Origin of the sequence: Falsiroseomonas sp. E2-1-a4 (assembly GCF_051433165.1) — a bacterium.
Taxonomy (GTDB): Bacteria; Pseudomonadota; Alphaproteobacteria; order Acetobacterales; family Acetobacteraceae; genus Falsiroseomonas.
Map to the genome: position 1 here is coordinate 440,644 of NZ_JBHMFS010000001.1, position 17,787 is coordinate 458,430.

The following is a 17,787-nucleotide window of genomic DNA, read 5'->3' on the forward strand; positions in this document are numbered from 1 at the left end:
GGAGGCGATGAACATGGCCACACAGCTCGACCTGGCGGACATCCAGGGCAATGTCCTGACCGCCTATGGCAAAATGGGCTTTCCCAAGGGGCGCTTCCTGCTGCTGAACGTCGCGGATGCGCGGGCCGGACGCAAACTGCTCGACATGGTGCGGCCCTTCGTGACCACGGCGCTGCGCTGGCCGTCCTCCAAGGACAAGGCGCCGCCGCCGGGCACGGTGTTCCAGCCGCGCCCGCAGGTCGCGGTGAATGTCTCCTTCACCTTCTGGGGGCTGCTGGCGCTGGGCGTACCGATCCGCACGCTGCGCGGCATGCCGGATGAATTCATCGATGGCATGCCGGCCCGCGCCGACATCCTGTGCGACAATTTCCCGCACGCGATCGGCGAGACCTGGGACCCCGTCTGGCTGTGGCAGGACGACCCGCGCCGGCGCGTGCATGTGCTGCTGACACTGAACGCGCAGATGAACGCGGATGGCACGCCGGTGGCTCGGCTGGATGAGGTGACGACGGAGATCGAGGCGCTGGTGCGGGCCACGGATGGCGGGGTCACGCTGCTATCCGGCCATCGCGGCCCGGATGAACGCTGGCAGGACCTGTCGGCGCTGATGGACCGCGGCCCCGACGGCAGCCCAACGCCAAGCCCGAAGGAGCATTTTGGCTTCATCGATGCGATCGGCGATGCGGTGTTCGACGGGCAATATGCGCCGGATCGCATGACGGGCACGGTGATCGGCCAGGGCAAGCTGCTGCCGGACCAGAGCTGGGCGCCGCTCGCCACCGGCGAATTCCTGCTCGGCCATCCGGATGAATCGCAGGAGATTCCGGGTGCCGGCATGCCGCTGCCCTTCAGCCGCAACGGCACCTTCGTCGCCTATCGCAAGCTGCACCAGAATGTCGCCGCCTGGCGCGATGCGATGGACCGCATGGCGGAGCAATTCGCCGCCGTGATGCAGGTGCAGCAGGAGGAAGCCTGCGAGACGCTGAAGGCCAAGATCGCCGGTCGCTGGTCCGACGGCGTGCCGCTGATGGCCGCCGGCACCTATGCCGAATGGCGCGCCTTCCAGCAGCGCCGCGCGGAGGCGGCACAGCGCGACGACAAGGCGACGCTTGCCGCAATGGTACGGGAGATGGTGGATTTCACCTTCCGCAGTGATCCGCATGGCGCCAAGTGCCCCTTCGGATCGCATCTGCGCAGGTCCAATACCCGGGACATGATGGACCCGCTGCTGGCGTCCAACGATCCGAAGCAGCTCAACGGCTCCGTACTCAACAACCGCCGCCGCATCCTGCGCCGCGGCCTTCCCTATGGCGAGGCGGTGCCGGGGGCGACGACGGATGACCAGGAACACGGCATCGTCCTGCTGGCGACCTGCGCCAATCTGTTCCGGCAGTTCGAATTCGTGCAGCAGCAATGGATGCAATACGGGCTGGATTTCAACACCGGCAACGACACCTGCCCGATCGTCGGCAACCACGGCCCGGACGCGAAATTCGTCATCGCCGCGGACCCCGCTGGCGACAAGCCGCCCTTCATCTGCGACCGCCTGCCGCAATTCGTGGAGACGCGCGGCGGCGAGTATTTCTTCACACCGAGCATGACGGCGCTGCGGATGATTGCCGCCGGGATCGTGGACCCGACATGAGCGGCTTCTTCGGCAATGCAGCCGGCGCGGCCGGCGTGCGGCTGGGCATGGCGGGGGCGGCACTGGGGGCGGCGGGCAAGCTCGCGGTCCGTGGCGCCCGCGCCTATGGCGGTGGCGCGGAGGGGCGTGGCCAGCGCATTGCCGCGATGCTGGGTACGACGGAGAACCAGCGCCTAATCTTCAGCCTACTGCGCGCCGCCAAGCCCAACCTGGCGCTGAAGCGCAAGCTGATCGCGGCCTATGAAAACACTGGCACCGTGATCGTCACGCGCCACGCCGATGTGACGGAAGTGCTGGAGCGCGAGACCGACTTCGCCGTGGTCTATGAGCCGAAGATGCGCGCCATCACCGATGGCGCGAACTTCTTCCTCGGCATGCAGGACAGCCCCGCCTATACGCGCGACGTCTCCAACATGCGGTTGGCGGTGCGGCGCAGCGACGTGCCGGAGATCGTCATCCCGTATGTGGCGCAGCAGGCGGAGGCGATTGTTGCGGCCTCCGCAGGGCGGATCGACGTGCCGGCCACGCTGACGCTGCCGGTGCTGACGGGCTTGCTCGGCCATTACTTCGGCACGCCCGGCCCCTCCGGCCCCATCATGGCCGATTGGACCACGCGGATGTTCTGGTACCTGTTCGTGGACCTGGCCGGCGAGGAAGCGGTGACGCAGGCGGCGATGCGCAGTGCTGCCGACTGCCGAGCCTATCTCGATGCCACCATCGCCGCGCGCAAGGCGCAGCCCACCGGCACGGACCAGGTGCTGGATCGCTGCCTGGCGCTGCAGGCGGCGGGCGTGCCGGGCATGGATGACCTCGGCATCCGCAACAATTTGATCGGGTTGCTGATCGGGCTGGTGCCCACGCTGTCCAAGGCCAGCGTCAAGGCGCTGGATACGCTGCTGGACCGGCCGGAGGCGCTGGAAGCCGCGCAGGCCGCGGCCCGCGCCGATGACGATGCCGCGCTGGCCGCGCTGCTGTGGGAGGCGCTGCGCTTCGACCCGGTGAACCCCTTCATTTACCGCCGCGCGGTGCGGCAGACGGTGATCGCGCGCGGCACGCTGCGTGCCCAGCGCGTGCCGGCCGGCGCCATGGTGCTGGCCGCCAACCTCTCCGCCATGTTCGACCCGATCGCACACGCCCAGCCCGAGGCGTTTCGGGCCGGGCGCGGGGCGGAGGCCTATATCCTCTGGGGCTACGGCATGCACACCTGCTTCGGCGCCCACATCAACCAGGCCGTCATCCCCCAGCTTCTGAAGCCGCTGCTGCGCCGGCCCGGCCTGCGGCGAGCGGGCCCGGTGGATGGCGCCGGCACGCCCTTCCCGGTGCATTTTCCGGTGACCTTCGACGCCGCCTGACCGGCTTGCGCGGCATCGCCGCGGCTGGTCTGCTTCCCGGAACGGAGGAGGCCTGCATGGCGAGACTGCCCTATCGCGACATCACCGAACTGGCGTCGGACGACCAGGCGCTGCTGGTGCGGCCGATCAACCTGTACCGCGCCATGGTCAACAGCCCGGGTATGACGCGCGCCTTCCTTGGCCTTGCGCACCACATCCGCCATCACAGCGTGCTCGATGCGCGGCTGCGCGAATTGGCGATCCTGCAGGTGGGGTGGGTGACGCGGTCACCCTATGAATGGTCGCACCACGTCGCCATCGGTCGCGATTTCGGCGTGACGCGTGAGGATATCCGCGCCATCGCCGTCGAGACGAATGGCGGTGTTTCCGCGCTGGAACCTGCCGCCCGCGCTGTGCTGCGCGCGGCGCGCGAAATGGCGCAGGGCGCGGATACACTGAGCGAAGCTACCTTTGCGGAGGTGCAGGCGCATCTGGATGCTGCGAGCCTGACGGACCTTCTGGTGATCACCGCCTTTTATTGCGGCGTGGTGCGTTTTCTCGGCGCGGTGGGGATCGAGGTGGAGCCGTCCTACCAGCCCTGCCTCGACCAGCACCCGCTGCCCTGAGCATTTTCAAGTCAGGCGGCTTCGCCTGACGACTCGGAAAGTGCGACCAGAGGGTCAGCCCGAGATCTGCGGGAAATCCTGGCGCAGCGCGGCGAAAGCGGCCTGCACTTCCGAGCCATCTCCGCGCCGTTCCGTGTTGGCATCAATCCGGGAGAATATCTGGCGCTTGGCGTAGTGGCGCCAGTGGATCGGCAGGCTGGCGAGAATCTGCGTCAGCGCCGCGTAATTCGCATCGGTCCATACCTGCTCATAGGCCTCGCGCTCCGGCCCCGGGTCGAAGTCGCGCTGCGGCGCGGTGGCCAGCGCGGCGCGCAGGCGTTGCGTTTCCGCCGCATCGCCCACCACCACGCCATAGTCGCGCGCGGCTGCCCGGGCGCTGATCTTGCCCGCGGCCAGGTCTGCCTCCACCGCCGCCAGCGACCTTTCCCAGGCCGGCCCCCAGCCGGAGGCGCCGGAGCAGACAATGCGGATGACATCGCCGGGGTCCAGCGTCACCACATCCGTATTGCCGAGATTCTCCGCCCGCGCCGTACCGGGGTTGCGCCAGAACTGCGAGGCCGCGCCGGGCAGCCCGCCCTGCACGCCCCAGGACCGGAAGCGCGACCGGTCGCGGTTGCGCGCCGTCACCACCGTACCCGGCGCATGCACGCGGAATTCCAGCACCGTGGCCATGCCGCCGCGGTGCTTCCCCGCACCCCCGGAATCGGGCTCCAGCCCGTAGCGCAGGATGCGGATCGGCACTTCCGCCTCGTTGATTTCGACCGGCGTGTTCTTCAGGAAGCCGCTATTGCCGCCCGAGCCATCATTGCCATCGCCATCCGGCGCACCGCCGCCGCCGCCGGTGATCGGGTCGATCGCCGCCATCACACGGCGGCCGGTGCGGTTGTCCGTGGTGTTGACGTTCATCATCGGGCCACCGCTGGCGGGGCCGGCCGGCAGGCGATCCGGCACCGCGCGCTGGAAGGCGCCCATCAGCACGCCCTGAAGGCGCATGCAGGTCATGGAGCGCATGCCGACGGCGGCGGGGAAGACCGGGTTCAGCACGGTGCCCTCCGGCACGATGCAGGTCGCCGGCCGCACCAGACCGCCATTCAGCAGCATGGTCGGGTCCAGCGTGTAGAGCACGTAGTTCCACCCCACCATCAGCAGGATGTGGCGCGCAGAGCCGCCCGTCGGCATGTTGAGCGAGGCGGCGAGCTGCGGGTCGGAACCCGTGAAATCCAGCTCCGCCGTCTCGCCGCGGATGCGCATGTTGAGCTGCAACCGGCAGGGCAGCCCGCCCGGCGAATCCTCGTCCAGGTAGTCGTGGAATTCGTAGTCGCCATCCGGGATTCCGGCGAGCACGCGCCGCGCCTGCCGATCCGCCAGATCGAGCAGCCCCTCCATCCCGGCCCGGAACGTCGCCAGGCCGAAGCGGCGGATCATCTCATGCACCTTGCGCTCACCGGTGGTCATGGCGGCGAGCTGGGCCTTGAGGTCGCCCCAGTTCTGCGTCGGCGCACGCACGTTCAGCAGCATGATGTCGAGCAGCCGCTGGTCCAGCACCCCCTCCGCCACGAGTTTTACGGGCGGGAAGCGGATGCCCTCCTGATGCACTTCGGTCAGCGCGCGTGAAAGCGAGGCCGGCACCGCGCCGCCGACATCCGTGTTGTGGATGTGGCCGACGGCGAAGCAGACCAGCTCACCTTCCCAGAAGATCGGCTTCCACAGATGGATGTCCGGCGAATGGGTGCAGACGAAGCCGCTATAGGGGTCATTCGTCATGCCGACATCGCCCTCGCGATAGTCGGATAGCGCGCGGATCACCGGCCCGTATTCCAGGCCGATGAACCAGGTGGCGCCGAGCTCCCGCGGACTGGCAAAAGTCAGCCCCTCCGGCGTGCAGAGGCCGGTGGTGAAATCCTCCGTTTCCTTCACGAAGGTGGAATGCGCGGTGCGGAACAGGGTGAAGGCCATCGCCTCCGCCGCCGCCTGCGCGTGGTTGCCGAAGATCTGCAGCGTGACCGGGTCGATGGACATGGCGCGTCTCCTCAGCCGGCGGTCAGGCGCAGATTGCCAAAGCGGTCCACCTCGCCGGTCATGCCGGGCGGGATGCAGCTTGTGGTGTCGTCCTGCAGCACGATGCAGGGGCCGGTGAAGCGATGGCCGTGGCGCAGCGCGCTGCGGAGATAGAGCGGCGCGGATTGCGCGCGGCCGTCGAGCCAGACCTCCACCTCGCGCAGAATCTCGGGCGTGCCGGTGACGCGATCCTGCTCCGGAAAGCTCGGTGCTGGCACGGTGCCGGCGACCACCATGCGCAGCGCGATGGCCTGGATCGGCGCGCCGCGATCGGCGTGGCCGTACAGCTTTTCGTGGGCTTGGTGGAAGGCTTGTTCCATCGCGGCCAGGTCGCCGGCTTCGATCCAGGCTGCTTCCAGCGGCACCTCGATCTCGAAGGACTGCCCTCGGTAGCGCATCTCGGCGGAGGGCCGGAAGGTGACCTCGCCGCCAAAACGCTGGTCCTCGCGGATCCAGCGCGTGGCCTCCGCCCGCAGCCGCGCGAAGGCCGCGACCAGGCCGGGCAAGGCGGCGGCATCTAGGTCGGCATAGACCGTCTCGATGAAATCGCTGCGAATATCGGCGATCAACCCGCCGAGGGCCGACAGCACGCCGGGCGTCAGCGGGATCAGCACCTCCCGCATCCCCAATTCCCGCGCCAGCAGCGCGCCCAGCATCGGGCCGGCGCCACCGAAAGGCATCAGGCAGAAATCGCGTGGATCGACGCCCTGCCGCGCGGCGAGCTTGCTGACCTCCCGGTACATGCCGCTGACCGCGACCTGCACGATGGCCTCCGCCGTTTCCTGCCGGCTGCGCCCCAGCGCCTGCGCCACCGCGTCCACCGCCTGCGCGGCCAGGTCCGCGCGGACCCGCACGCTGTCATAGCCCAGCGCGCCATGACCGATGAAGCCGAGCACGCACATCGCATCTGTGATGGTGGCGCGCGTGCCGCCGCGGCCGTAGCAGGCGGGCCCGGGAGTGGAGCCGGCGCTTTCCGGACCCACCGTCAGCAGCCCCAGCGCATCCACCGCGGCGATGGAGCCACCACCCTCGCCAATCGAGGTGACGGCGACGGTCGGGATATAGACCGGGAAATCGCCGACACGCTCGCCGGTGCCATAGCTCGGCGCGCCATCGACGATGACGGCGACATCCGCGCTGGTGCCGCCGATATCCAGGCTCATCGCGCGGGGCACGCCGGCGGCCTGCGCCACGAAGGCCGCGCCGATGGCCCCAGCGGCGGTGCCCGACAGCAGCATCTCCACGCAGCGGGTCTTGCCGAGCTCTGCGCGCATCACGCCGCCGTTGGATTTCGTCACCATCGGCTCCGCCATCACGCCCGCTTCCAGCAAGGCGCGTTGCAGGGAGTCGAGGTAGAAGGCGACGCGTGGCTGCACATGGCCATGCACCACGGCGGTGACACTGCGTTCGTATTCGCGGATGATCGGCCAGACATCGGCGGAACAATAGACGGGCATGTCGGGCCGCAACTTTCGCAGGATGGCCTGCGCCGCATGTTCCTGGGCCGGGTTGCGGTAGCTGTGCAGCAGGGCGAGCACGATGCCCTCCGCCCCACGCGCCTCCGCCTGCTCCAGCGCGGCGAGGACCGAGGCTTCGTCCAGCGGTTCCGCCTCCGACCCATCGGCGTTCAGGCGCCCGTCGATCTCGATCACCCGTTCGCGCGGCACCAGCGGTGGCGGGCGGCGGGAGAGAAGGTCGTAAGGATCGGGCGTCTTCAGCCGCGCCAGTTCCAGCACATCCCGGAAATTCCGCGTGACGAACAAGGCGAGCGGGATGCCCTTGCGCTGGATCACCGCATTCACGCCGACCGTGGTGCCATGCGTGAACCAGGCCAGGTCGGCGGGAGCGATGCCAAACCGCGATTGCACGCCCCGCAACCCGTCGATCACTTCCTGCCCGGGCGTCGCCGGGGTGGACAGGACCTTCAGTGTCGAGACCTCCCCCGTTGCTTCGTTCAGTACGCAGAAATCCGCAAAGGTACCGCCGATGTCGACGCCGAGCCGGTAGCGCACGGGGCTCAGATCTCCCATTGGAAGCCATCGATGGTGATGGCCTGGCCGGTGATGAAGAAGGGCTCGGCGGTGGCGAGGAAGGCCACCAGCTGCGCCACATCCGCCGGCGTGCCGAGCCGGCCGAGCATGATCTTCTTGGCCAGTTCCGGCCCGCGCGCCTTGGTCAGGCTGTTGCCCACCTCCGTCTCGATCACGCCGGGGCAGACGCAGTTGATGGCGATCTCGGGGCCAAGCTCCTTGGCCAGCGCCTTCGTCATGCCGATGATGCCGGCCTTGGCCGCGGCGTAGGAGAATTTCGAGACCGCACTGGTGACGCCGCCGGTATGCGCGTTCAGCGAGGACATGGAGACGATGCGCCCGCCGCCGCCTTCCTGCATCAACGGCACCAGGGCCTGGATATAGTTGAAGCAGGACTTCAGGTTCACCGCGATGGTGCGGTCGAAGGCTTCCTCCGTGATCTCCAGGATGCCGGTCGGGTTGCCGCGGCCGGCATTGTTCACCAGCACATCGATCCGGCCGAAGCGGGCGCGGACCTCGGCGGCGATCTCCCTTGCCCGGGTGTGATCGGCGACATCGGCTTCCGCGATCATCACCTGGCGGCCCATGGCCTCGACCTCCGCCTGGGTGCGTTCCATCTCGGCGCGCAGCAGGTCGACGATGACGATGTCATACCCGCGCTCCGCCAGGGCATGCACGCAGCCACGGCCGATGCCGCGCGCGCCGCCGGTCACCAAGGCGAGCTTCCGATCGCTCGGCATATGTCCTATCCTTCCGAAGCTGCTTGCAACGACGCTATCCGGGCGGCCATCCTCCCGCAACCGGTGGTGTCGCGGAAGCGTGAGGCGCCTTGACGCCGGCATTTTTCGCGGTGCAACCTTCCGGAAAGCAGACAGGGACGCGACAATGGAAAAGCGCGACATGAGCAGCCTTTCGGCTGGGGTCCGTCGGCGGACCCTGTTGGCAGCCGGCGCCGCGGTGGGCGTGGCCGGCCTGCCACGCATTGCGGAGGCACAGCGCGGTGGCGGTGGGCGCATCGTTTTCGCCAATGGCAGCGCCTATGACACGATGGACCCGCACGCCACCTTCGATGTCGGCCGCGTCGCCTATCGGCTGAACTGCTACGACGGGCTGATGCGCTGGGTCGACAACCCGCCGAAGCTGGAGCCGTGGCTGGCGGAATCCTACACCACCTCGGAAGACGGCAAGACCTACACCTTCACGCTGCGCCAGGGCGTCACCTTCCATGATGGCGCCCCGCTGACGGCGGAGGATGTGGTCTATTCGATGGAGCGCATCCTGGCGGTGAAGAAGGGCGCTTTTCCGCTTTTCGCCCCGCTGGTCGCGCCGGGCAGCACCAAGGCGCTGGACCGCCACACGGTGCAGTTCAACCTGACCACGCCCTCCGCCATTTTTGCCGCCACCACCCATGACATCTATGTGGTGAACAGCGCGCTGCTGAAGCGGAACGAGCGGGACGGGGATTGGGGCCAGGCCTTCATCGCGCGGAATGATGCCGGTTCCGGCTCCTATATCATCCGGCGTTTCGACCCGGCGCGGGGCTTCCTGGCGCAGCGCTTCGACAACCACTTCCTCGGCCCGGCCGGCATCGCCGAAATCGATTTCCGCTATGTCGCGGAGGTGAACAGCCGTGTGCTCGGCCTGATCCGCGGCGACTTCCAGGGCACCGACCCTTACATGCCGCAGGACCAGATCGTCCGGTTGCAGGCCGATGGCAACCTCAACGTCCTGGAGGCGGAATCGACCCGCCTGTTCTACGCCTGCATCCACAACCAGCGCGCGCCGATGAACGACGTAAACTTCCGCAAGACGCTGTGCCACGCCTTCGATTATGATGGCTGGATCAACAATATCCTCGGCGGATCCGTGGTGCGGAACACCGGCGTGGTGCCGAACCCGATGTGGGGCGCGCCGAAGGATCTGGCCGGCTACACCTACGACCTCGACAAAGCGAAGTGGCACCTGGCGCGCGTGCAGGCGCCAATGCGGGAAATCGTCGTGGCCGGCATGATCGGCTACGAGCAATCGATCCAGGCGGCGTCCCTGTTGCAGAACGGGCTGACCCGTATCGGCATCCAGAGCCGGCTGCTGAACGAGCCCTGGCCGGTCGTCTCCAACAAGATGCGCGATCCGGAGCAGATGTACGATCTGCTGTTCCTGTGGCGCTCCACCTACTACGCGGACCCGCACAACTGGGCCGGCGAGCTGCTGCACACGGAGCGCCACCGTGGCGGCAATGCCTCCTACTACTCCAACCCCGAGGTTGACCGCCTGCTGGCGGAGGCGTTGGCAACGCCGGAGCAAGCGAAGCGTGCGCCGCTTTATGAGCGGGTGGCGCGGATTTCGTCCGAAGATGCGGCGGCGATCTTCATCCACAACACGAAATGGTATGGGCCGTTCCGCAAGAATGTCAGCGGCGTGCGGTTCTGCCCGATCGGGGACGGGCAGGAGATGCGCTGGCTCAGCATCGCGTGAGGCAAGGATGCCGTGACGGGGTTGTGACCCCGTGAAGATTCTCGTCCTGGTCGCCAACCGCGTGATCTGGTTCGTGCCGACGCTGCTCGGCCTGCTGGCGATCGTCTTCTTCATCTCGCACGTCATTCCGGCCGACCCGGCGGCCTTTGCCGCCGGGGAAAACGCCTCCGCGGCGACCGTCGCGGAGATGCGGGCGCGGCTGGGGCTGGATCAGCCACTGCACATTCAGTTCCTGCGTTATGTGCAATCCATCCTGAGCGGCGATATGGGCCGCAGCATCTACACCGGGCGTCCCGTTTCGGAGGATCTGCTGAGCCGCCTGCCGGCGACGCTGGAGCTGACGCTGGTGACCGTGGTGGTTGCGGCGCTGATCGGCGTGCCGCTCGGCGTGGTCAGCGCGCTGCGGCGCAATTCCTGGGTGGACCATGTGCTGCGCTTCATCACCATCGCGGGCCTGGCCATCGCCAGCTTCTGGTTCGCCATCCTGCTACAGCTGTTCTTTTCCATGCAGCTCGGTGTTACGCCGCTGACCGGACGTGTCGAGGGCTGGGGGCCGGAGCCGATCACCGGCTTCTACGTGATCGATTCGCTGATCAAGTGGGACATGGAAACTTTGGTGGACGCCCTCCACCACCTGATCCTTCCGGTCGCGACCCTGGCGCTGCCGGCGGCCGCCACGATCGTGCGCTTCACCCGCGCGGGCGTGCTGAATGCGCTGGAGAGCAATTACGTGCTGTATGAGACGGCGATGGGCTATCCGCGCAGCCAGATTGTCTGGAAGTACGTTTTGCGCAATGCGCTGATTGGTACCGTGACGCAGATCGGCCTGATTTTCGGTATCCTGCTGGCCGGTGCTGTGGTGGTGGAGGCGGTGTTCGACTGGCCTGGGCTGGGCATGTTCGCGGTCAACTCGATCCTCAATTCGGACTACAATGCAGTGATGGGCTTCACGCTGATCGCGGGCACCATGTTCATCGTGGTCAACCTGCTGGTCGATATCCTGCAAGGTCTGATCGACCCGCGGGAAACCCGCTGATGCGCCAGGTATTTCGCAAGCTGGCGGAAGACCGGTCCTCGATGCTCGGGCTGGCGCTGATCCTGATCGTGATCTTCGCGGCGATCCTGGCACCCTGGCTGTCCACGCACCCGGGTGACGTCACGGAGTTCCACACGGCAATCCGCCTCAGCCCGCCCAATGCCGATAACTGGCTGGGCACGGACCGCATGGGCGCCGACATCTATTCGCGGCTGCTGTATGGCGCGCGCATCACCATCACCATCGCGGTCGTAGCCATCCTCGTCGCGGTGCTGATCGGCGTGCCGGTGGGGCTGATCGCCGGCTATTATGAGGGCCTCGGCAGCGACCTGCTGATGCGGGGTTCGGATGTGTTCCTGGCGGTGCCGCAGATCGTGCTGGCCATCGCCATCGCGCAGACACTGGGACCGTCCATCGAGAACGTCATCCTGGCGCTATCCGTCACCTATTGGCCCTTCTGGGCGCGGCTGGTGTATGCCGAGACGCGGTCCTGCAAGAACGAAACCTTTGTCGAGGCCGCCATTGCGCTGGGCTGTTCGCCGTGGCGCGTGATGGTGCTGCATATCCTGCCCTCCATCTCCTCCTCCATCATCGTCCGCACCACCATCGGCATGGGCGGCACCATCCTGACGGCAGCAACGTTGGGCTTCCTTGGCCTCGGCCCGCCACCGCCGACGCCGGAATGGGGGCGCACCATCGCCGAATCGCGCGAGTTCCTGCCGATGGCCTGGTGGTACGCGGCCTTTCCGGGGCTCGCGATCTTCATCGTGGTGATGGGCTTCAACCTGTTGGGCGACGGGCTGCGCGACGTGCTCGACCCGCGGCTACGGCGGGCCTCCAGTGGAAAGTGACCTGATTGCGGTGCGCGACCTGCGCGTGGCCTTCGCCTCCGACGCCGGGTTGGCGAAGGTGCTCGATGGGGTGAGCTGTTCCATCCGGCCCGGCGAGATCCGCGGGCTGGTCGGCGAATCCGGATGCGGCAAGACCACGCTGGCCCGCGCCATCCTCGGCATCCTGCCGCAGAACTCGGCGCGCATTCAGGGCGGCCAAGTATTGTTCGGCGGGCGGGATCTGCTGACCGTGCCGGAGGCTGCCCTAGCGCGGGAGGTGCGGGGGCGCGAGATCGCCTATATCCCGCAGGATCCCTCCACCGCTTTCAACCCGGTCTTCACCATCGGCACGCAGATCGCCGACCTGATGCACTGGAAATCGCCGCTGCTGCGCGACCCGTCCTTCAAGGGCAACGCCCGTGCGCGGCGGGAAGCGGATCTGGCGCGCGTGGTGGAATGGCTTCGCCTGGTGCAACTTCCGAACCCGGAGGCGGTGCTGCGGAAATACCCGCATGAGGTTTCCGGCGGCCAACGCCAGCGGCTGATGATCGCCATGGCATTGCTGCCGGAGCCGAAGCTGGTGATCGCGGATGAGCCGACCACGGCACTCGACGTCACCGTGCAGGCGCAGATCCTGAAGCTGCTGAAGGGGCTGGCGCGCGAACGCAACGTGGCGGTGCTGTTCACCACCCACGACCTCGGCGCCGCCTACGAGATCTGCGACCGCATCACCGTGATGTATGCGGGGCAGGAGGTGGAGGAAGCGCCGGTCGCGGAGTTCTTCAACCGGCCGAGCCACCCCTATACCCGCAAGCTGCTGGACAGCCTGCCCAGCGCCGAGACCGGGCTGCGCGGCATTCCGGGCGAGATCCCGCGCCTGATCGATCCGCCACCCGGCTGCCGCTTCAACCCGCGCTGCGAACGCGCCACCGAGATCTGCCAGCAGCGCCCGGCGCCGGAGCAGGCCGGCCCTGGCCACAGCGTGCGCTGCCATCATCGGCTGACGGAGTTCGCCGCGTGAGCGCGCCCATTCTTGAGGTCCAGAGCCTCCGCAAATACTTCCCCGTGCGGAATTTGTGGAAGCGCCGCGTCGGCTGGCTGCGGGCGCTGGATGATGTGTCGTTCAGCGTGCAGCCGGGCGAGATCCTCGGCATCGTCGGCGAATCCGGCTGTGGCAAATCTACCCTCGGCAAGACGCTGATGGGCATTCATACCGCGACCCAGGGCCGCATCCTGTTCCAGGACCAGGATATCGCGCCGCTGAAGCCGCATCAGAGCCGCAAGTTCCGCCAGCACCTTCAGTATTGCTACCAGGACCCGGGCGCCTCGCTCGACCCGCGCTGGACCATTCGCGCGTCGCTGCATGAGCCGCTGATCGTGCACACGGAACTGGGCGAGGCGGAGCGCGAGGCGCGGGTACGCGAAATCCTGGCCGCGGTGGGGCTGCCGGAGACGCATCTCGACCTTTATCCGCATGAGATCAGCGGCGGGCAGCAGCGCCGCGTCGGGCTGGCGCGCATCCTGACGCTGAAACCCTCCGTGGTGATCCTGGACGAGCCGACATCGGGGCTCGATGTATCCGTGCAGGCCACCATCCTGAAGCTGTTCCTGTCCTTGCAGGAGCAGTTCGGCCTGACCTATCTGTTCGTCAGCCACGATCTATCCGTGGTGCGTCTGATCTGCGACCGGGTGGCGGTGATGTATCTCGGCCGCATCGTGGAAATCGGTGACACGGCGCAGGTCTTCGCCACGCCGCGGCACCCCTATACGCAGTCGCTGCTCGCGGCCATTCCGAAGATCGGCGGCGTACGCGTAACGGATACCTTCGTGCTGGAAGGCGAACCGCCAAGCCCCACCAACCTTCCCTCCGGCTGCCGCTTCCGCACGCGCTGCCCGAAGGCGCAGCCGCTTTGCGCGGAACAGGACCCGGCACTGCGGGCGGATTGGCCGAAGCAGCAGGCCGCCTGCCATTTTGCGGAATAGCCACGCCGGGATTGCACAGCGCCGAAGTTCGGCGCGAGAGTGGCGGACAGGCTGGAACGGGGACCGCGACATTGGGCTGGCGCGTCGGCGTGGATTCGGGTGGCACCTTCACGGATGTCTGCCTGTTCGAGGAAGATACCGGCCGCATCGCGGTCTGGAAGGTGTCCTCCACCCCGGATGATCCCTCTCGCGGCATCGCCGGCGGCGTGGCGGAGGGCATGGCGGAGATTGGTCAGGCGCCCGCCGACATCGCCTATTTCGGCCACGGCACCACGGTCGCCACCAATGCGCTGATCCAGCATCGCGGCGTCCGCACCGGCCTGGTCACCACCGATGGGTTCAGGGACCTGCTGGAGATCGGGCGCCAAAAACGCCCAGACCTTTACGATCTGCAGGTGGACAAGCCACCGGTGCTTGTGGCGCGTGAACTGCGCCTCCAGGTGCCGGAACGCATCCGCCATGACGGCAGCGTGGAGACGGCGCTGGATGAGCAAGCGGTGCGCGACGCAGCCCGCGCGCTGAAGGCGGCCGGCGTCCAGGCCATCGCGATCTGCTTCCTCTACAGCTTCGTGCATCCGGCGCATGAGGCGACGGCCAAGCGCATCATCGCGGAGGAACTGCCCGGCATCTTCCTCACCACCAGCCACGAGATCGCGCCCGAATTCCGGGAGTTCGAGCGGCTGTCCACGGCGGTGGTGAACAGCTATCTCGGCCCGGTGATGCGCGGCTATATCAAGCGGCTCGCGGAACGGCTGGCCGCACTCGGCGTCACCGCCACGCCGCATCTCACGCAATCCAATGGCGGCGTCATCGGCTTCGAGGCCGCGGCGGAAATGCCGGTGCGCATGGTGCTGTCCGGCCCCTCCACCGGCGTGGTCGGCGCGCAGGCGATCGGGCAGCTTTCGGGCTTTCCGGACCTCATCACCTTCGACATGGGCGGCACCAGCACGGATGTGGCGTTGTTGCAGGGCGGTGCGGCGCGGCTGACGGGGGAGGCCGTGGTGCATGGCTACCCGATCAAGGCGCCGATGCTGGATATCCACACGGTGGGCGCTGGCGGCGGCTCCATCGCCTTTGTCGATTCCGGTGGGCTGCTGAAGGTCGGGCCGCGCAGTTGCGGCGCCGATCCCGGGCCGGTCTGCTACGATCGCGGCAATGCGGAGGCGGCGGTGACGGATGCGAATGTCGTGCTCGGCACGCTGCACCCGACGCATCTTCTGGGTGGCCGCATGCCGATCCGGCGCGACCTGTCGCTGGCGGCGGTGGAGCGGCTGGCGGCGCAGCTCGGCATGGGGGTGATGGAGACCGCGCAGGGCATTCTGTCCGTCGTCACCGCGAACATGGCCAAGGCGATCCGCGTCATCAGCGTGCAACGCGGGCATGATCCGCGCGACTACACGCTGATCGCCTTTGGCGGCGCCGGTCCGCTACATGCGGCGCGGCTGGCGAAGGAGCTCGACATCCGCCGCGTGCTGGTGCCGCGCAACCCCGGCATTCTGTGTGCCATGGGCCTTCTGCTGACCGATCTGCGCGCGGATTTCTCCGCCACGCGGTTGACCGCGCTGGACCAGGGCGCGCTGGCACCGATGGAGACCGCCTTCGCCACGCTGACCGCGACGGCGGAGCGCTGGTTTGAGCAGGAGCACATCACCCCCGACAAGCGCATGATCCGACGCAGCGTGGACATGCGCTATGCGGGCCAGAACTACGAACTGCCGGTGGCGCTGCCGGACGGGCCCTTCACCGCCGCCACGCTGGCGTATCTGGCCGAAGGTTTCGCTGCCGCGCATCGCCAGATGTACGGTTTCGTCGCGGAAGGGGAGGCGGTGCAGCTCGTCACCTTCCGGCTGGAAGCCACCGGCGTGGTCCGCAAGGCGGAGTTGCGGCCGCGGCCGCTGGAAGGCCCGGATGCCGGCGCGGCGCTGGAGGGCCACCGTGACGTCTGGCTGCCGGAGTCGCAGGGCATCGTCGCCGTGCCGGTCTATGCGCGCGACCGCCTGGCGCCCGGCAACCGCATCGCCGGCCCCGCCATCATCGAGCAGATGGACGCCACCACCGTCATCCTGCCAGCGCAGGAAGCCCGCGTGGATGAATACGAGAACCTGATCCTGGAGGCGGCGGCATGAGCAACACGCGCCCGGACCCCATCACGGTCGAGGTCATCGGCTCCGCGCTTTCGTCCATCGTCGAGGAGATGGGGGAGGCGCTGGTGCGCGCCTCCTACTCCACCAACATCAAGGAAAGGCGGGACTGTTCCACGGCACTGTTCGACATTGCCGGGGCGACGCTGTGCCAGGCGGAACACATTCCGATCCATCTCGGCAGCTTCATCGGCATCATCGCGCATATCCTGAAGCGCCACCCGATGGCGCAGATGCAGCCAGGCGATGTCTTCGTCGGCAACGACGCCTATGAGGGCGGCGGCACCCACTTGCCGGATATCGTGCTGGCGGAGCCGATCTTTGTGGACGGCCGCATCATCTCCTGGGCCGTGAACCTGGCGCACCACTCGGATTTCGCCGATCGTGGCCATGCGCACATCTTCCAGGAGGGGCTGCGCATCCCGCCGATCCGGCTGTATCGCGCCGGGGAGTTGCAGAACGATGTGCAGGAACTCATCCTGCTGAACTGCCAGGTACCGCGCGAACGCCTGTCAGATCTGCGGGCGCAGATGGCGGCGAACCGGCTTGGCGTGTCCCGCATGCAGGCGCTGTGTGCGAAGTACGGTACGGAAACGGTGCTGGCGGCCGGTGAGGCGCTGCAGGATTACGCCGAGCGTAAGATGCGCGCGGGTATCGCCGCGATCCCCGATGGCACCTGGACCTTCGCCGATGTCCATGACAGCCCCGAGATCGAGGGCGAATTGCCGTTGACCCTGACCCTGACCGTCGCGGGCGATACCATGTCGCTGGATTTCGACGGCCCGGACCAGGTGCGCGCCGGCATCAACATGACCTTCACCGCCCTGCTCGCCACCGTCTATTACGCGGTGAAGACGGTGGTGGACCCGACCCTGCTGCCCAATGCCGGGCTGGCGCGGCCGCTGCACGTCACGGCGCGGGAAGGTAGCGTATTGAACTGCGTGCTGCCGGCGGCGGTGAATGCGCGGCTATCCACCTGTCAGCGTGTGGTGGACCTCATCCATGGCGCGCTGGCGCAGGCGGTGCCGGAGCGGGTGACGGCGGCGCATAACGGCGCCTGCTTCGTCGCCTCCTTCGTCGGGCGCCAGCCTGTCACGGGCGAGCCCTGGGTGTATCTGGAAACCATCGGCGGCGGCTTTGGCGCCCGCGCCACCAAGGACGGGCTGGATGGTGTGCATGTGCATACCACCAACACCTCCAACCTGCCGGTCGAGGCGCTGGAGATCGAATACCCGCTGACGCTGATGCGCTACGAGCTGGTGGAAGGCTCCGGCGGTGCCGGGCGGCAGCGCGGCGGCATGGGGCTGCGCCGGGTCTATCGGGCGGAAGCCGAGTGCCGGCTGCGCATGGATGGGTCCCGCTTCGCCTCCGCGCCCTGGGGGTTGCAGGGCGGCGCGCCGGGCGGGCGCGGGCGCTTCGTCTATGGCCCCGGCATCCCGCCCTTCGTGCTGGGAAATGGCCTGTTGCAGGCGGGCGACTGGGTGGAGATCATCACCCCCGGCGGCGGCGGCTACGGACCGCCGGAGGAACGCGGCCGCGCCGCACTGCAACGCGACCTGGCCGAGGGCAGCATCACGCCGGAGGCGGCGCAGACGATCTACGGAGCAGACTGACACCAACGAAAGGGAGACT

General features: G+C 67.7%; 13 protein-coding genes. 10 read left to right on the forward strand and 3 right to left on the reverse strand.

Translation table 11 applies throughout. The features are described from left to right. The first annotated feature begins 13 nt into the window (after positions 1-13). Genes ACFHNC_RS02085 through ACFHNC_RS02095 form a run of 3 tightly spaced genes read left to right on the forward strand, consistent with a single transcriptional unit; the run spans position 14 to position 3,602 of the window. Entirely contained in the window at positions 14-1,645 is a 1,632-nt protein-coding gene (locus ACFHNC_RS02085; RefSeq protein WP_437167542.1) for a Dyp-type peroxidase, read from the forward strand. Then, complete coding sequence (locus ACFHNC_RS02090; RefSeq protein WP_437167543.1) at positions 1,642-2,997, forward strand: hypothetical protein; 1,356 nt, start codon at positions 1,642-1,644, stop codon at positions 2,995-2,997. Before ACFHNC_RS02085 ends, ACFHNC_RS02090 begins: the two co-directional genes overlap by 4 nt. A 56-nt stretch (positions 2,998-3,053) precedes the next feature. Beyond that, positions 3,054-3,602, forward strand: a complete 549-nt coding sequence (locus ACFHNC_RS02095) for a carboxymuconolactone decarboxylase family protein (protein ID WP_437167544.1) — start codon at positions 3,054-3,056, stop codon at positions 3,600-3,602. A 54-nt stretch (positions 3,603-3,656) separates the two neighbouring features. On the opposite strand, the gene ACFHNC_RS02100 is transcribed toward ACFHNC_RS02095, so the two are convergent. From ACFHNC_RS02100 to ACFHNC_RS02110, 3 genes are read right to left on the reverse strand one after another with little or no spacing between them, the layout of a single operon-like run. After that, positions 3,657-5,621: a hydantoinase B/oxoprolinase family protein gene (locus ACFHNC_RS02100; protein WP_437167545.1), complete on the reverse strand. Its 1,965-nt coding sequence runs from the start codon at positions 5,619-5,621 to the stop codon at positions 3,657-3,659. 11 nt (positions 5,622-5,632) lie between these two features. Continuing rightward, positions 5,633-7,672, reverse strand: a complete 2,040-nt coding sequence (locus ACFHNC_RS02105; RefSeq protein ID WP_437167546.1) for a hydantoinase/oxoprolinase family protein — start codon at positions 7,670-7,672, stop codon at positions 5,633-5,635. A gap of 5 nt (positions 7,673-7,677) precedes the next feature. Continuing rightward, a complete protein-coding gene (locus ACFHNC_RS02110) occupies positions 7,678-8,430 on the reverse strand; it encodes an SDR family NAD(P)-dependent oxidoreductase (RefSeq protein ID WP_437167547.1) in 753 nt (250 codons plus the stop codon). A gap of 160 nt (positions 8,431-8,590) precedes the next feature. Between ACFHNC_RS02110 and ACFHNC_RS02115 the strand changes: the two genes are divergently transcribed. From ACFHNC_RS02115 to ACFHNC_RS02145, 7 genes are all read left to right on the forward strand, one after another. Beyond that, on the forward strand, positions 8,591-10,165 hold the full coding sequence (locus tag ACFHNC_RS02115; protein WP_437167548.1) for an ABC transporter substrate-binding protein: 1,575 nt from the start codon (positions 8,591-8,593) through the stop codon (positions 10,163-10,165). 31 nt (positions 10,166-10,196) lie between these two features. Beyond that, positions 10,197-11,201, forward strand: coding sequence for an ABC transporter permease (locus tag ACFHNC_RS02120; RefSeq protein ID WP_437167549.1), 1,005 nt, complete (start codon positions 10,197-10,199; stop codon positions 11,199-11,201). After that, positions 11,201-12,052, forward strand: a complete 852-nt coding sequence (locus tag ACFHNC_RS02125) for an ABC transporter permease (protein ID WP_437167550.1) — start codon at positions 11,201-11,203, stop codon at positions 12,050-12,052. The genes ACFHNC_RS02120 and ACFHNC_RS02125 overlap by 1 nt, the downstream gene beginning before the upstream one ends. After that, on the forward strand, positions 12,042-13,052 hold the full coding sequence (locus ACFHNC_RS02130) for an ABC transporter ATP-binding protein (RefSeq protein ID WP_437167551.1): 1,011 nt from the start codon (positions 12,042-12,044) through the stop codon (positions 13,050-13,052). The genes ACFHNC_RS02125 and ACFHNC_RS02130 overlap by 11 nt, the downstream gene beginning before the upstream one ends. Then, positions 13,049-14,014, forward strand: coding sequence for an ABC transporter ATP-binding protein (locus ACFHNC_RS02135; RefSeq protein ID WP_437167552.1), 966 nt, complete (start codon positions 13,049-13,051; stop codon positions 14,012-14,014). The genes ACFHNC_RS02130 and ACFHNC_RS02135 overlap by 4 nt, the downstream gene beginning before the upstream one ends. A 71-nt stretch (positions 14,015-14,085) precedes the next feature. Beyond that, positions 14,086-16,140: a hydantoinase/oxoprolinase family protein gene (locus ACFHNC_RS02140; RefSeq protein ID WP_437167553.1), complete on the forward strand. Its 2,055-nt coding sequence runs from the start codon at positions 14,086-14,088 to the stop codon at positions 16,138-16,140. Beyond that, positions 16,137-17,768, forward strand: coding sequence for a hydantoinase B/oxoprolinase family protein (locus ACFHNC_RS02145; RefSeq protein ID WP_437167554.1), 1,632 nt, complete (start codon positions 16,137-16,139; stop codon positions 17,766-17,768). Before ACFHNC_RS02140 ends, ACFHNC_RS02145 begins: the two co-directional genes overlap by 4 nt. Positions 17,769-17,787: the final 19 nt, after the last annotated feature.

Bases quoted from the DNA above. Each gene is read 5' to 3' on its own strand.
- ACFHNC_RS02085 (WP_437167542.1), top strand. From the start codon at position 14: ATGGCCACACAGCTCGACCTGGCGGACATCCAGGGCAATGTCCTGACC.
- ACFHNC_RS02090 (WP_437167543.1), top strand. From the start codon at position 1,642: ATGAGCGGCTTCTTCGGCAATGCAGCCGGCGCGGCCGGCGTGCGGCTG.
- ACFHNC_RS02095 (WP_437167544.1), top strand. From the start codon at position 3,054: ATGGCGAGACTGCCCTATCGCGACATCACCGAACTGGCGTCGGACGAC.
- ACFHNC_RS02100 (WP_437167545.1), bottom strand. From the start codon at position 5,621: ATGTCCATCGACCCGGTCACGCTGCAGATCTTCGGCAACCACGCGCAG.
- ACFHNC_RS02110 (WP_437167547.1), bottom strand. From the start codon at position 8,430: ATGCCGAGCGATCGGAAGCTCGCCTTGGTGACCGGCGGCGCGCGCGGC.
- ACFHNC_RS02115 (WP_437167548.1), top strand. From the start codon at position 8,591: ATGAGCAGCCTTTCGGCTGGGGTCCGTCGGCGGACCCTGTTGGCAGCC.
- ACFHNC_RS02125 (WP_437167550.1), top strand. From the start codon at position 11,201: ATGCGCCAGGTATTTCGCAAGCTGGCGGAAGACCGGTCCTCGATGCTC.
- ACFHNC_RS02145 (WP_437167554.1), top strand. From the start codon at position 16,137: ATGAGCAACACGCGCCCGGACCCCATCACGGTCGAGGTCATCGGCTCC.